The organism is Acinetobacter sp. 251-1 (assembly GCF_030329305.1).
GTDB lineage: Bacteria > Pseudomonadota > Gammaproteobacteria > Pseudomonadales > Moraxellaceae > Acinetobacter > Acinetobacter piscicola_A.
The window spans coordinates 206359-221056 of the sequence record NZ_JACANS010000005.1 but is presented as its reverse complement, the minus strand read 5'-3'; the positions used below and the strand labels follow the sequence as shown (position 1 = coordinate 221056).

The following is a 14698-nucleotide window of genomic DNA, read 5'->3' as shown; positions in this document are numbered from 1 at the left end:
TTTAAACGTGCATTTTCAGCTTCGAGTTCTTTTAGCCGAGTCATAAGTGATAAATCCATACCACTATATTTGGACTTGCACTTGTAGAAAGTTGCTGTACTCATCCCATGCTCACGACAAAGGTTAGGCACGGGTGTTCCTGCTTCAGCTTGTTTTAAAATGCTCATGATTAAGCTATCTGAATATTTAGATGTTTTCATGGAAAATCTCCTTGTTCAAAGACTAGTCGATTTTCTACTTTTAAACTCGTTTAATTTTCGGGAGCATTACCAAAATAATAAAGTAGCCCTTATCGATCTAATTCTGATGCAATAAAATCAGTATACTCAACTGTCTTATCGCCTTGTTTAAAATATAAAAAAATATGATCTGGATCAGGTATATCAACGATTACATTGACTACAGCATCATGACTAAAATGTTTCTTATAAAATTCATAGCTATTCTTTAATTCCACATTGTAACGATTCACTTTACCATTTTCTTCTACATCAAATGAAAAACTAGTCGGAATACTTTTTATTTCTTGTTCTTTAGGATTTTCTAAAAACTGTGTATATTCTCCATTCAGAGTATGTACTACAAAAGCCAATATTTTCTTATTACCTTTAATACTTAATTTCCATCGTACAGGTGTAAAAAAACCTTCTTTATAATGTTGATCTATTTCATCCACGATAGATCCATAATCGTTTTTCATAGATAAAACAAATTGTTCTTGAGTTGGAATATCAACCCCCTTAATTGCCCATGTTTCATCGATATGTTGTAACCAATCGTAGGTTATTGGCTGAGCTTGATAAATTCCTATTAATTTAACAGACATACCACCTAAATAGACATAGACTTTACCTTTTGGAGCAACATTTACAACAATTTTATCATATTTATCAACAATATCTGTTTGGCTTACTGTAAATAATCCGAGTATTTTTTCATTATTTAAAGCTTTTGCTAACTCTTTTTTAGGCAGTTCAAACTCACCACGCCAAAACTGATTTTCAGTGATTGAAAACCACATCACCTCCATCTTAGACGGGACTTCCATTTTTGCATCGGAAGAATTTTGAACCCCACTACCTAGTGTCCCTTCTGTCGCGTTATCTCCACCGAAACTAGTAATGGCTTCTCCTTTTTCATTTTTCATCACAGAGTGGGCATTGTTAAACTCAGAGATATACCCTTTAGGATAACCAATATAGACTTGATAATGAGCTTGGTCATTCATATTTTTTCTTACAAAAAAAGCCACTATTACAATAAAAATAGGAAGTATTAATATTTTTAGTATGAAATTCATTCTACAAAGGTAACCATATAAATATACAAACTAGGACTATAGTACTTAAATCATTTCGTTTTATCTTGTTATATCATGTTGTAATAAGTCTGAATTGTTTTAATTTTGCAAATGAATTTTCTACTAAATATCTAATCTTATATGAATACCAATAAAAATGATTTTTATTGGTATATATGCTTGATTTTTATTGAGTATTTAAGAATAGAAACCACCTGAAATAATCATTTCAAGGCCTTATTTTTACGAATATATAACATGAGTGCATAAGCACAGATGACTAACTCGACCAGAAATGACCAATGAAAAATAAAATTTAACCACCAAGGTTGATAACGTGCTGTAACTTCAAAAAATACATAAGCCTGATCAATAAAAGGTGCAAACAACCAAACATCACCTACAAAAGTATCTAAACAAATATGTAAAAGAGCAGCGCCTGAAAATAGCGTGATGGCAAGTGCGAGTTTAGAGCGATGCTTGGATATTTTCCAAAACGTATAAGCGATTAGAAAAATAGGAATCCAAACAGAAAATCAATGTACAAAATACTTATGATGATGAACAGAACGTTGGTCGAAGAAATAAAAGTAAAAAAGATCAATATCTGGGAAAATAGCACCGAGCATGATGATGCTATAAAACACTTTGCTACTGAGAAGATTGGGTTTTAATTTTTTGTCTAATAGATCCGCTAAGATATAGCCAGAAGGTAAATGTGCAATAAACATATTTCATATTTTTATAAAACGAATTTTGCTTAGATTAACATAACGTTGCTGAATCCTCTTGAACAAGATACTAATCCAATATAAAAATCTCTTCGCTTGATGTAATATAAAATTAATCATCATTATAAGTATTCAGCATGCTGAATCGTATATAGAAAGGGTCAAGACATGCAACAAGACGTCATTATTGTCGGTGGTGGAATGGTCGGACTGAGTTTGGCACTTATGCTCGCAAAGTCAAATATCGCAGTGAAATTGCTTGAAGCCATTAAATATCCAAACTATGAAGATGGCACTGTTGCTCCTTACCACTCAAGTTTTGATGCACGAAATACTGCATTATCTCGCCGTACCGTACAGATTTACCAAAAACTTGGACTTTGGGATGCACTACAAGAACATGCAACTCCGATTTTAGAAGTCCATATCACTGAGCAAGGCAGCTTTGGTAAAGCACGTTTAAAAGCGGATGAAGAAAAAGTCGAAAGCTTTGGGCAAGTGATTGAAAATGCATGGTTAGGTCGTGTTTTATTATCGCAAGTGCGCCAACAACCTTTAATTGAGTTGATTGATGGTGTACAAGTCACTTCATTGACACAAGATCAAGACGAAGTCTATATCGAAGCCACACGTGGTGAAGCGTATATCCATTCTTTAAAAGCAAAACTGGTGATTGCTGCTGATGGTCGAGATTCATTCTGTCGTCAGGCTTTGGGCGTGGGTGTGGACGTACATGATTATGAACAAGTTGCCATTGTGACAGCGGTACAAACGTCTAAGCCGCACAATCAAGTCGGTTTTGAACGCTTTAGCCATTTAGGTCCTTTGGCATTATTACCATTACCTGGAGAATATCGCCGTTCTGTGGTTTGGCCTGTGACCAAAGGTACAGAACATGAATGGCTGGGTGAGGAAAATGACCAACATTTTCTTGATGCTTTGCAAAAAACTTATGGTGATCGTGCTGGGAAATTTATCAAAACAGGCAAGCGCTTTAGTTTTCCATTGGCACAAGTCTTGGCACACAAACAAGCAGTTGGACGTGTGATTTTGATGGGAAATGCCGCACATACCATTCATCCTGTTGCAGGACAAGGTTTTAACTTGTGCATGCGTGATGCGGATGTGTTAGTACGTTATCTCAACCAACAAATTGCCAACGCCCAAGATTTAGGTGAGCCTGAAATGCTGAAAGCCTATGAGCAAGCCCGTTTAGCAGATCAAAAACGTGTAATTAAATTCTGTGATTCTGTGGTGCGTGGTTTTAGTAATCAAAATCCAGTCTTAAAAATTTTAAGAAATACGGGTTTAGTGGCATTTGATGTGATTCCAGGCATTAAACCGTTAGTTGCCAATTATGCGATGGGGTTAAAAGCATGAGTGAATTCAATCCTCAAGATTTGTTAGATGTGGTAATTATTGGTGGTGGTTTGGTTGGTGGTTTAACGGCTTTGTTGCTTGCAGAAGGTGGTGTTCAAGCCACGGTGTTAGATGCTGCACCAATTTTAGATGCTGAAAAAACATTAAGCACTGCCAATCCTCGTGTTTTAGCTTTAAGTCAAGCCACAATTCATTTGCTGAAAACGGTACAAGTTTGGGAAAAACTTGCACGCCAAATGCCTTATACAGGGATGCAAGTGTGGAATAAAAATGGCTATGGTGAAATTAATTTTGGGCAAGCGTCTAATCAATTTCCCTCTGAGCAAAATTGCTTAGGGTTTATGGTTGAGCCGAGTGTTTTAAACCTAGCCATTCAACAGACAATGCTTGAAAAAGTGAAAGATTATCGAACAGAAGTTCGAGTAACACGTGTTGAGCAGGGCGTAGGCTGTTGGATCATTCAATTGGCAGATGGCACAACATTAAAAACCAAATTGGTTATTGGTGCAGATGGTGCAAACTCGTTTGTACGAGAACAAGCTTTTATTGATCTTGATGTTTTGGATTATAAGCAAGCGGGTTTAACTTGTGCCATTCGTACTACTGCGCCACATCAATATGTCGCGCGTCAGATTTTCCATCCAACAGGACCTTTGGCATTTTTACCCATGGCGAGTTTAAAGCCTGAACAGGCTGAACACTGGGTTTCAATTGTGTGGACATTGCCTGATGATTATGCAGATGAATATGCAAGTTTAAATGACCAAGAATTTTGTCAATTGCTCACGCGTGAAAGTCATCACATGTTGGGTGAGGTTTTGGAATCCACGCCTCGTGCCAAATTTCCACTCAAAGCTCGTGCTGCACAGCGTTATGTGAAAAATGGTTTAGCATTAATTGGTGATGCTGCGCATGTGATCCATCCGCTTGCAGGGCAAGGTGTCAATATTGGTTGTTTAGATGCCGCCGTTTTGTGTGATGTGTTATTAAAAGACCGTGAACGTGGTGTTTGGGCACATGAACAAACCTTGAAGCGTTATGAACACCAACGTAAAGGACAAAATGATGCCATGATGCACGGCATGTCTGCGATTGGCTTCTTAGAAAGTGCTGAGCATTTTCCATTGGTATGGGCGAGAAATTTTGGCTTAAAACAAGTGGAAAATATCCCTGCATTAAAAGAACGCTTTATGGCACAAGCCAACGGTTTGGCAAACTTAAGCCATACACGTTATGCACTTTGAAACAAAAGTGATAATTTTTGGACAATCATTTAAAAAAAATGATGAATTTGAGTGAAAAAAATACGATTTTTGTGTATTTAGCACTAGGCGAATGCTTGAGAGATTGGTACATTTCTTCGTAATTAGAACCGACTTTGGTAAATGTATAGTCATTCATGGGGAGATCGTCAATGACGGACACAAATGATTACGATGAAAATACAGAAGACAGCGCTGTAGATGATGATGAAGCGAAAGCTGCCGAAAAAGGTGCGGCTGCGAGTGATTCAACGGTATCAGATGCGGACTTAGCAGAAGCTGAAACTTTAACGGTCACTGCTAAGCTGAAACAGCGTCAAGCATTGGAAGATGAAGTTGCTGCATTTTTAGCACGTGGTGGGAAAATTACTGAAGTGCCACCAGATGAGTCAAAAGACTAAACTGCTTCAGTAGAAATTGCCCAAAGATTTTAGGTAAATGCTTAAAATAGTTTGGGCTTTTTTATGTTTTGAATAAAATCATGATGAATATAAGTAAATGTCATGAAAATGTTGAACCAATTGATTCACATCATCCATCTGTAGCTGTTCTCGCATTTTCAAAAATTGCTTTTCATCGATTTCATACAGTTTAAGCGCAAGCAGTTTTTTAATCTCTTGTTCTGAAAAACGATATTTTATAATTTTTGCTGGAACACCACCCACAATGGCATAAGGTGGAACATCTTTGGTTACCACAGCACCTGTTGCCACCACAGCACCTGTTGCCACCACAGCACCTTCGCCAAGCGTTACCCCTTGCATAATCATGGCACGACTGCCAATCCAACAACCATCTGCAATGAATGTATCACCCGCAGGCAAAAAACTACGGGTATCAAAAGGAAAAGCTGAGATCCAATCGGTTCGATGTAGCTGATTACCACCCATCATGATGACGCATTCAGCACCAAAACAAACAAAATTACCGATATACAGCTGATCAATTGGCTTTTCAGGCGTAGACGGTTTGTCATGTAAATAACGTACCACACAACGCTCAAAACCCTGATCCCAATAAGCAGAGTAATAACTATAATTGCCTTTAATGTGAATATTGGGGTTTTTCACAGTTTTAGAAATAAACTCAAATTCACACCAATGTTTTACAGGTGAGTTTATGGAATCAGTCATATAAAATGTAGCAGGCACGTGGTCACACCATTCTATATGACTTTAGCACAAAGCGTAAGAAAATAGCCTAAGCAACTCTTAAATGAATTAACTGTGCAGCCTTTGTATGTTCAATATAATCCGCACGTTGATAAAAATAACGTGTTGTAATGTCAATACCTGACAAATCTTCAACAACCTCATAACCCATTTTTTCAACGGCTTGATGCAAATCAGATGGAATAAAAGTACCTAATAATGGTTCTTTTAAGAAATGGGTAAAATGTGTTAGTGCAAATGCACCATACCGCTCGATGCCTTGTAACTGCTTATAATCAATAGAATAATCCATGACTAACTCACTGCCTGAGGGTGCAATAGAGACAATATTTTGTAACGTCGTCAGTGTGGTTTCAGGTGTTAAATAATGAGTAGTGCCGAGCCATGAAAAAAATGCTGTTTCAGAGGGTTGATATTGACTACGAAGTAGGGCATCAGATAATTTTTCTTTTTCAAAATCGATGCTGACAAATTCGACATTGGCAGGGAATCGATTTGATTTAGAAATCTTCTTTAATTTTGCAATCTTGGTTTTTTGTGTATCAGGATGATCCAATTCAAAAATTTTTAATTGTGGATATTGACTGGCTAAACGTAAAACAAAGGAATCTAAGCCTGCACCCACTAAAACATATTGTTGAATGTTATGTTGCTCAATGGCTTGAATAAGCAAATCTTCAGCATAACGTGAGCGTCCGACCACTTGTCCTGTAAGTTTACCAAAAGTTTGGTTCATAAAACTTGAATTTAAGGTTTTACGAAATAAACCATTTTTCAGTAATAATCGCCAACGCGCATTGGTGAGATCAAAAGCGTATGGGTCGGAAAATATTGGGTCATTGGCATAGAGATGGTGATTGGCACGTAAGGCTGCTGCGGCTTCGGCGGTACGACTGACGCGTCCTGCTTTCATAATAGTTTCCGTCAATTTTTATTTTCTAATAATTTAAATGAATTTACAGATTTAACAATGGCGAAATGATTTTATGTTGTGAATTTTATTGCAAATACATAAGCTTTAGAGACTTGCCGATTTGTGATTTGAAATGATTAATTTATATTATGGTGATGTGGTTAAAATAAAAAGGGCTGATCAATCAGCCCTAAATTTTATCAAAAATCTTTCATTTAACGCTTATGAAAGATATTCAACTTTTACGATTTCATATTCAACTTCACCGTTTGGTGTTTGAATTTTCGCTTCATCACCCTCATTTTTACCCAAAAGACCACGGGCAATCGGTGAGTTTACTGAGATTTTATTGATTTTAAAATCAGCCTCATCATCACCCACGATCCGATAGGTTTTTTGCTCTTCAGTATCTAAGTTTTCAATGGTGACAGTCACACCAAAAACCACACGACCTGTTTGCTCAAGCTCCTTAACGTCGATCACTTGACATGCACCGAGTTTACCTTCGATGTCTTGAATACGACCTTCACAGAAACCTTGTTGCTCACGAGCAGCATGATATTCAGCATTCTCTTTTAAGTCCCCATGTTCACGTGCTTCTGCAATTGCAGCAGTAATACGTGGACGGTCAACAGATTTTAACTGTTGCAATTCTTTCTCTAAGGCAACTTTGCCTTCAGGCGTCATAGGATAACGTTGCATTGTTGTCCCTCAAATTTGTTAGTTTATAAAAATATAGGTTTAGAAATGAAAAAAGCCCGCCACCGAGAGGTGACGGGACTTCTCGGAAAACGAATTAACCTACAGTTTGTAAATCTTGCAAACGGTATACATCCATTGGCAATTTAATCGCTAAAGCTTGGCATACAGCCTCAGCACCGTTCAAAGTTGTCGTGTAGTACACTTTACCTTGAAGGGCAGAGCGACGAATCGAGAATGAATCTTGCTGAGCTTGTTTGCCTTCAGTTGTATTGATAATGAGGTGAATCTCGCCATTTTTCAAGCGGTCGACAATATTTGGACGACCTTCTGTAACTTTATTCACACGTTCACATTCAATTCCCGCAGCTTTGATGACATCATAAGTACCGCCAGTAGCGATCACTTTGAAACCAAGCTCAGTTAATTGTTTTGCAATACCGACTGCACGAGGTTTGTCTGAATCACGTACGGATAAGAATGCGTGTTTGATTTCACCTTCAGTTGGAAGACCAGGTAAGCGATCATTTGAACCAAGCACTGCTTTATAGAATGCTTCACCAAATGTTTTACCTACGCCCATCACTTCACCTGTAGATTTCATCTCAGGCCCAAGCACAGGGTCGACACCAGGGAATTTGTTGAATGGGAATACAGCTTCTTTTACTGCAAAGTGAGTCGGGATGATTTCTTTAGTAAATCCTTGAGATTCTAAAGATTGACCCGCCATACAACGTGCAGCAACTTTTGCTAAAGATTCACCAATACATTTAGAAACAAATGGCACAGTACGTGATGCACGTGGATTCACTTCTAAGATGTAAACGTCATTACCTTTGACAGCATATTGAACGTTCATCAAGCCAACAACGCCAAGTTCTTTTGCCATTGCAATTGTTTGACGACGCATTTCGTCCTGAATCTCTTGAGAGAGAGAATAAGGAGGAATCGAACATGCTGAGTCACCTGAGTGAATACCTGCTTGTTCAATATGCTGCATGATACCGCCAATCACAACGTCTTTACCGTCAGATACGCAGTCTACGTCAACTTCGATGGCATCATCTAAGAAGTGGTCAAGAAGTACTGGTGCTTCGTTAGATGCTTGAACCGCATCACGTAAGTAGCGTTTCAACTCTTCATCGTTGTACACGATTTCCATCGCACGACCACCAAGCACGTAAGAGGGACGTACCACAAGTGGATAGCCAACTTTAGCCGCTTCAGCCATACCTTCTTCAGCAGATTTTACAATGCTGTTGTTCGGTTGACGAAGTTGTAGACGTTGAATCATTTGTTGGAAACGTTCACGGTCTTCTGCACGGTCGATTGCATCTGGAGATGTACCGATAATTGGCGCACCTGCTTCTTCTAAAGCACGAGCCAATTTCAACGGAGTTTGACCACCGTACTGTACGATAATGCCTTTAGGCTTCTCGATACGCACGATTTCAAGTACATCTTCAAGTGTGATTGGTTCGAAGTACAAACGATCAGACGTGTCATAGTCGGTAGAAACAGTTTCAGGGTTACAGTTCACCATGATTGTTTCATAACCGTCATCACGCATTGCAAGCGCTGCGTGTACACAGCAGTAATCGAACTCGATCCCTTGACCAATACGGTTAGGACCACCACCGATCACCATGATTTTGTCACGGCTAGATGGATTCGCTTCACATTCTTCATCGTAAGTTGAGTACATGTAAGCTGTGTCAGATTCAAACTCAGCAGCACATGTATCCACACGTTTGTACACTGGTGTTACGCCCAAGTTCCAACGATGTTTACGGAATTGTTTTTGTGAAATACCCATCAAGTTCGCAATGCGAAGGTCAGATAAACCTTTACGTTTGAATGAACGGATGTTGTCCGCATTCAAATCACCAAAACCTAAAGTTTTGATTTGATTTTCTGTTTTGATGATGTCTTCGATTTGAATCAAGAACCAACGGTCAATTTTAGTCGCTTCAAATACTTCATCAAGGGTGAAACCGTGACGGAATGCATCGCCTACATACCAAATACGCTCTGGACCTGGAACTTTTAATTCAACAAGAATTTTCTCACGTGCACCTTCCGTACCCACAGCGATTTTTTCATCAAAACCACATGCGCCAACTTCAAGACCACGAAGTGCTTTAGAAACAGATTCTTGGAAGTTACGACCAATCGCCATGACTTCACCGACAGATTTCATCTGAGTCGTTAAAGTTGCATCAGCTTGTGGGAATTTCTCGAAGTTAAAACGAGGGATTTTCGTAACAACGTAGTCAATTGCAGGTTCGAATGATGCAGGAGTTGTACCGCCAGTAATGTCATTTTTCAATTCATCAAGGGTATAACCGACAGCCAATTTCGCCGCAATTTTTGCAATCGGGAAACCTGTTGCTTTAGATGCAAGGGCAGATGAACGAGAAACACGAGGGTTCATCTCGATCACAACCATACGACCGTCTTTCGGGTTGATACCGAATTGAACGTTCGAACCACCTGTTTCTACACCAATTTCACGAAGTACAGCTAAAGACGCATTACGAAGTAATTGGAATTCTTTGTCTGTCAATGTTTGTGCAGGTGCAACAGTGATTGAGTCACCAGTATGCACGCCCATTGGGTCAAAGTTTTCAATGGTACATACAATGATACAGTTGTCGTTTTTGTCACGAACAACTTCCATTTCGTATTCTTTCCAACCAATCAATGATTCATCGATCAATAATTGGTGAGTAGGAGAGAGGTCGAAACCACGTTCGCAGATTTCAATAAATTCTTCTTTGTTATATGCGATACCACCGCCTGAACCACCCATAGTGAATGATGGGCGGATAATCACAGGGAAACCGAAACGCGCTTGAATTTCAAGCGCATGTTCCATGTCTTCTGCAACGTCAGCACGTGGACATTCCAAACCGATTTTGCGCATCGCGATATCGAAAAGTTTACGGTCTTCCGCTTTTTCGATTGCTTCTTTGGTCGCACCAATCAATTCAACATTGTATTTTTCTAAAATACCGTTGGCATCCAGTGCAAGCGCACAGTTCAGTGCAGTTTGACCGCCCATGGTTGGAAGAACTGCATCAGGGCGTTCTTTCTCAATGATGGCTGCAACAGTTTGCCAAGTGATTGGTTCGATGTAAGTTGCGTCTGCCATTGCAGGGTCAGTCATAATGGTCGCTGGGTTAGAGTTGACCAAAATAACACGGTAGCCTTCTTCACGAAGGGCTTTACATGCTTGTGCACCTGAGTAGTCGAACTCACATGCTTGACCGATCACAATCGGACCTGCACCAATAATCAGGATGCTTTTAATGTCTGTACGTTTAGCCATGATCGCTCCTTAATTACTTCTTATATGCTTCGATAAGTTCGATGAAATGATCGAACAACGGTGCGCAGTCGTGTGGACCAGGACTTGCTTCAGGGTGACCTTGGAAACTGAACGCAGGCTTATCTGTGCGATGAATCCCTTGTAGGGTTTGGTCGAACAATGATTTGTGCGTTGCTTTCAAGTTTGCAGGAAGCGTTTCAGCATCTACTGCGAAGCCGTGGTTTTGAGAAGTAATCATCACTGTACCATTTTCAAGATTTTGTACAGGATGGTTTGCGCCATGGTGACCATGAGGCATTTTTACAGTTTTAGCGCCACTTGCTAAAGCAAGGATTTGGTGACCCAAACAGATCCCAAACACAGGCACATTACGTGCATCTTCAACAATGGTTTTTACTGCTTCAATTGCATAATCACATGCCGCTGGATCGCCAGGACCATTTGACAAGAATACGCCATCTGGATTTAACGCCAACACTTTTTCAGCAGGAGTTTGAGCAGGAACAACAGTCAGTTTACAACCACGGTCTGCGAGCATACGTAAGATGTTGGTTTTGACACCATAATCGTATGCAACAACATGGAACTGAGTTTCAGGTTGAGAGAAACCTTTGCCAAGTGTCCATGAGCCTTCAGTCCATTCGAAACCTTCAGGATCGCAACATTCTTTGGCAAGGTCTAAACCATTTAGACCACCAAAAGCACGTGCTTTTGCTAAAGCTTCTTCTTCAGTAATGTTTTCACCTGCAAGGATGCAACCATTTTGCGCACCTTTGTCACGTAAAATACGTGTGAGTTTTCGTGTATCAATATCTGCAATTGCAACAACATTGTGTTGTTGTAAATACTCAGCAAGAGATTGTTCTGCACGGAAATTGCTATGTAGTAAAGGAAGGTCACGAATGATTAAACCATTCGCCCAAACTTTATGAATACGACCAGATTCTGCATCTTCATTATTGCAACCTGTATTACCGATATGCGGGTAAGTTAAAGTTACAAGTTGTTGTGCATAACTCGGGTCAGTTAAAATTTCTTGATAGCCTGTCATGGCAGTGTTGAAAACGACTTCACCTGTCGTACTTCCCGTAGCGCCGATTGAAGTACCTTTAAAGATAGTACCGTCAGCGAGGGCTAAAATGGCGGGGATGCTCAAACCAAAGCTCCTGATCTAAAACCACAAAAATAGGGCTGTAAAAAAGCGAGTAGACGAAAAAAAAGGAAGGTTAATTAAATCCTACCCTCCTCATGTCTGCCCGCTTATAACTTAACACTGCATTATACGCACAAGTCGCCCCAAAGTCCATGTAAAAAACCATCAAAATGTGAGATATGCTGCTTGAATTTAGATAGATATTCTGCTTTAAAAAAAATGAATAATTCAGAACGATTTTGAAGAATTTATATATGAAATCAAAATTTAAAATTTATTGTTATAGTTTAGCTTGTTAGCGAATATTTTATCGTAAGTGTGGTGATAGATATAATTGAACGGTTGGTAAAAAATGATTTTTGCATTACTTAAAGTAGATAAAAAGTTAGCTTAAATATACATCATATTTTCCTCGATAGTTTGAATATTATTCTTATATGTGTGAATTTTTGCTATGAAAATAAAGAGGATAAGCCATAAATTTTGCATTGGAAAGTACATGTAAAATAAGCAAGAGATAAGAATCACTGCATCATCATCGTCGAATTTGGTATTGATTTTTAAATGAGTCGTGGAAAAAACATTCTAATTAGAACAAATAAATCTTCCAAAGACATGTATAGAAAAATAAGCGAAATTACACGATTTTGCCTGATCGCTGTGATTTTTTGTGATGATCTATGGCGAGGCTAAATTTTGTAGTGTGATGTGGTGCTGTATCTGTGAATATCTGAAGCGTAAATTAGAGGGAATTCTTTTAATTACAGCTTTATTTTTTTTAATGTTTAAGTCGTGAATACTGGGTATAAGAAGATAAAGCAAAAGGGAGTACCTTTTGCTGATATATCTTAAAATGTATGCAACCAATCACGTTTGTTATGAAAATCAGCATTTGGACTGCTGTGTTGCATGGCAAAAAAATGTTTACCTTGGGTGGTATTTAAAACTGCCGTTAAGCCAATAAATAGATCATCCCATTTTAATTTATGTTTGAGCATAAACTCGGTCAGATCAAGGCTAACATTTAAACCATAATGGGTACGTTTGAGTTGATTGAGTTCAATATCTTCCGCAGCAACAGGTGGCATCAGCTCAGGATAGCGATACTCTTCAAAAGCATACGCTTGCCATGCCTGAGATGGGGAGAGATTGATTTCGCGATAGAAATCTTCACCTTTAACCCCAATAAAGACTTCAAAACAGGTATTTTCCCATAAAAAGTCGATACGAGGATGAGACGCCACTAATTCAGGATATTGAATAAATTGGTTGGGATCACGTAACCAGTAGCCGACATTTAACGTAAATGGGCTGACTTGTTCAATTGCACCAACCAAGGAAATACTTTGAAAACGGCGATCAAAAGCATTTAGTTCATAACTTGCCATAAGTTTTGCCAGTAAAATGTAATTTTAGTTTGACAAATGTGCGTGGCGAACTAAGTTAGACAACTTTGGATTTTGTTTAGCTGCTTTTTTATAGATCAAAGCAATTTTACCAATGGTTTGTACAACTTCAGCACCTGTAACCTTTGCAATTTCAGTAATCGCAGCAGCACGTACTTCACGGTCTTCGCCAGAAACTTTAATTTTGATCAACTCATGATCATTTAAAGCACGGTTTGTTTCTTCGATGACATTTTCTGATAAGCCTTTATCTCCAATCATCACCACTGGATTTAATGCATGTCCGATTTGACGTAAACGCTTACGTTCTTGGATTGATAAAGCCGCCATAAAGATAACCTAATTTTAAAAACGACTTAGTATAGCAAAACTCAAATTTAAACGCTGCACATTCTCACGAAATAATCGATCAAACTTATTTAAAAAAACATGTCAATAACAATGCATTTAGATACAGTTGTCTACTGCAAAAGCTCAGTTTTTCACGTACAATCTAAAGTTAAATGTCAATTTTATTTAGAGAGTTATGGCTACACGCATTACCAACCAAAAGTTATCTAAAAGTAGTCGTGCGTGGATGAGAGAGCATTTGGATGATCCTTTTGTGAAAAAAGCACAAAAAGAGGGTTATCGTGCTCGAGCTGCGTACAAGCTTCTTGAAATTCAAGAAAAATATAAAATGATTAAACCCGGTATGACCGTTGTTGACTTAGGTGCTGCCCCTGGAAGTTGGTCGCAAATTGCAGGCAAATTGGTCGGTGACAAAGGTTTAGTGATTGCTTCAGATATTCTTGAAATGGATGCTTTACCCGATGTGACCTTTTTACAAGGTGACTTTCGAGAAGAAGAAGTTTTTGAAAAATTGTTAAATATTTTAAATGGACGTACCGTAGACGTTGTAATTTCGGATATGGCCCCCAATACATCAGGTAATAAGGCAGTAGATCAACCTCGCCAAATTTATCTGTGTGAGCTTGCACTTGATTTTGCCAATCGTGTTTTAGGACCAAAAGGGCAATTTGTAGTAAAAGTTTTCCAGGGTGATGGTTTTGATGAGTTTCGTAAGCAAGTCGTCAGTAGTTTTGAGGTATTGAAAACGGCTAAACCTGCTGCATCTCGGGCACGTTCAAAAGAGGTCTTCTTAATTGGACAGGGTCGTAAAAAGGGTTCGCAGCAAGTACAGATTGATGATTAAAATGTGAATTTTTTAAGAATTCTCAGATGCATGTGTTATGTTTGAAATTGTTTCTTAGGGCGTTTGTCGCTTGCGTAATGCGTTAACATTATGCAGTTAAATAACTTTCTTTGAAAAAATTTAAATGAAAAATGTAAATCATGTATGAATTGTCAA

Annotated in this window: 14 protein-coding genes and 1 pseudogene; 4 read left to right on the top strand and 11 right to left on the bottom strand. The window is 38.7% G+C overall.

All coding sequences use genetic code 11. From position 1 onward, the window contains the following. From HX129_RS05790 to HX129_RS05775, 4 genes and pseudogenes are all read right to left on the bottom strand, one after another. On the bottom strand, positions 1-200 hold a 200-nt coding region (locus tag HX129_RS05790; RefSeq protein ID WP_286434049.1), incomplete at its 3' end, for a transposase. An 89-nt stretch (positions 201-289) separates the two neighbouring features. Next, on the bottom strand, positions 290-1228 hold the full coding sequence (locus HX129_RS05785; RefSeq protein ID WP_286434048.1) for a DUF2931 family protein: 939 nt from the start codon (positions 1226-1228) through the stop codon (positions 290-292). Between the two features lie 73 nt (positions 1229-1301). Further along, positions 1302-1487, bottom strand: a pseudogene (locus HX129_RS05780) (IS5/IS1182 family transposase); the annotation flags it as partial. A 37-nt stretch (positions 1488-1524) separates the two neighbouring features. Next, entirely contained in the window at positions 1525-1689 is a 165-nt protein-coding gene (locus tag HX129_RS05775) for a hypothetical protein (protein WP_286434046.1), read from the bottom strand. A gap of 510 nt (positions 1690-2199) precedes the next feature. On the opposite strand from HX129_RS05775, the gene ubiH reads away from it, so the two are divergent. From ubiH to HX129_RS05760, 3 genes are all read left to right on the top strand, one after another. Beyond that, positions 2200-3411: a 2-octaprenyl-6-methoxyphenyl hydroxylase gene (gene ubiH, locus HX129_RS05770; protein WP_286434044.1), complete on the top strand. Its 1212-nt coding sequence runs from the start codon at positions 2200-2202 to the stop codon at positions 3409-3411. Then, positions 3408-4655 (top strand): FAD-dependent monooxygenase, encoded by a 1248-nt coding sequence (locus HX129_RS05765; RefSeq protein ID WP_286434042.1) that lies wholly within the window; start codon positions 3408-3410, stop codon positions 4653-4655. The genes ubiH and HX129_RS05765 overlap by 4 nt, the downstream gene beginning before the upstream one ends. 170 nt (positions 4656-4825) lie before the next feature. Further along, positions 4826-5074, top strand: coding sequence for a hypothetical protein (locus HX129_RS05760; RefSeq protein WP_130074931.1), 249 nt, complete (start codon positions 4826-4828; stop codon positions 5072-5074). 78 nt (positions 5075-5152) lie between these two features. Here the strand turns inward: HX129_RS05760 and HX129_RS05755 are convergent, their stop codons facing one another. The 7 genes from HX129_RS05755 to yhbY form a co-directional block, all read right to left on the bottom strand. Beyond that, positions 5153-5806, bottom strand: coding sequence for a CatB-related O-acetyltransferase (locus HX129_RS05755; protein ID WP_286436042.1), 654 nt, complete (start codon positions 5804-5806; stop codon positions 5153-5155). Positions 5807-5873: 67 nt separating this feature from the next. Continuing rightward, positions 5874-6758, bottom strand: coding sequence for a class I SAM-dependent methyltransferase (locus HX129_RS05750; protein ID WP_174492210.1), 885 nt, complete (start codon positions 6756-6758; stop codon positions 5874-5876). A 222-nt stretch (positions 6759-6980) separates the two neighbouring features. Further along, positions 6981-7460: a transcription elongation factor GreA gene (greA, locus tag HX129_RS05745; protein ID WP_130074928.1), complete on the bottom strand. Its 480-nt coding sequence runs from the start codon at positions 7458-7460 to the stop codon at positions 6981-6983. Between the two features lie 94 nt (positions 7461-7554). Further along, positions 7555-10788 carry a carbamoyl-phosphate synthase large subunit gene (carB, locus tag HX129_RS05740; protein ID WP_130074927.1) on the bottom strand — a complete coding sequence of 1078 codons (3234 nt, stop codon included), beginning with the start codon at positions 10786-10788 and terminating at the stop codon, positions 7555-7557. A 13-nt stretch (positions 10789-10801) separates the two neighbouring features. After that, a complete protein-coding gene (gene carA, locus HX129_RS05735) occupies positions 10802-11944 on the bottom strand; it encodes a glutamine-hydrolyzing carbamoyl-phosphate synthase small subunit (RefSeq protein WP_130074926.1) in 1143 nt (380 codons plus the stop codon). A gap of 845 nt (positions 11945-12789) precedes the next feature. After that, positions 12790-13329 (bottom strand): DOMON-like domain-containing protein, encoded by a 540-nt coding sequence (locus tag HX129_RS05730; RefSeq protein WP_286434037.1) that lies wholly within the window; start codon positions 13327-13329, stop codon positions 12790-12792. A gap of 24 nt (positions 13330-13353) precedes the next feature. Next, the gene (yhbY, locus tag HX129_RS05725) at positions 13354-13677 is read right to left on the bottom strand and encodes a ribosome assembly RNA-binding protein YhbY (RefSeq protein ID WP_130074924.1); all 324 of its coding nucleotides are present in this window, start codon (positions 13675-13677) and stop codon (positions 13354-13356) included. Positions 13678-13873: 196 nt separating this feature from the next. Here yhbY and rlmE point away from each other — a divergent pair, with 196 nt between their 5' ends. Beyond that, positions 13874-14542, top strand: coding sequence for a 23S rRNA (uridine(2552)-2'-O)-methyltransferase RlmE (gene rlmE / locus HX129_RS05720; RefSeq protein ID WP_130074923.1), 669 nt, complete (start codon positions 13874-13876; stop codon positions 14540-14542). The last annotated feature ends 156 nt before the right edge of the window (positions 14543-14698 follow it).